The sequence below is a fragment of the Streptococcus infantis genome (assembly GCF_047464415.1).
In the GTDB taxonomy this organism is placed as follows: domain Bacteria; phylum Bacillota; class Bacilli; order Lactobacillales; family Streptococcaceae; genus Streptococcus; species Streptococcus infantis_AE.
This window is the reverse complement of record NZ_JASHBX010000053.1, coordinates 1-884: the sequence shown is the minus strand read 5'-3', so window position 1 is coordinate 884 and position 884 is coordinate 1. Positions and strand designations below refer to the sequence as shown.

Below are 884 nucleotides of genomic sequence, written 5' to 3'. Positions count from 1 at the left end.
ACTTGGTCGTCCAGATATGATTGATAAAGAGGAAATCGCTCGTCAAAATGCCACGTCAATCGGTGGGACAATTCTAAAAAATATTAAGGAAGGTGATTGGTTTACCCTGCACAAAATTGGTAAGACTAAATCAGGAAAAACAGTTTCTGTAAAATTCACTTCGACATCAACACCTACTAAAGCATTTGAAAAAGAAGGTAATTCTCAAGTTTATAGTCGTTTGTGGGTTTGGTGGTTGAAAGATAAAGGTGTTTCACCATTTGGATTCAGCCCATTTAATTACTTGAATCCTGATTTCGATTATGAGCTTTTTGACGAGGCAACTGGTAAACCATTAAACATTGGACGTGCCGATGTATATTCAGATATTGACTACGGTCAATCTGTTCGTCATACTTATGAAGATGGATCGACAGGTATTGTAAAAACACCTAGTGATTCATTGGTTCAAGAAACACCTATTCCAGCATTTGGAAATAAAACTGGTTGGAAAGGTGTGAAAACATCAGGTACGTATCAATCAGACGACGATACAGGTTTAGACGAGTATAAAGCTGGTGATCCAATCTATTCAAATGTAAACGATTTTCATGATACACCTGTAGGAACTATTGTATCTATTGGCTATGGTTCGAAAGGACATTTGAGTTATTACCATGGTAAAAAAGAATTCAAACCTTATTCGCAGGAAAAATTTGAAGCATATCGTAAGTATTCTGATGCGGAACGAAAAGCGGAAGGACTACCTCCTTACTCGGATAGGGAATTGTATGAAGCAACATACACATTCCAACTTTGGGGAAATAACAACGTTGTAGAAACAGTAGAAGAAGTTCATCCGCCAGAATTGGAGAAGCATGAAAAGGATACAATTCCTGATCCTG

At 37.4% G+C, this 884-nt stretch carries 1 pseudogene; it reads left to right on the top strand.

The features are described from left to right. Positions 1 to 16 precede the first annotated feature (16 nt). A pseudogene (locus QM460_RS10410) lies at positions 17 to 884 on the top strand (peptidase); the annotation flags it as partial.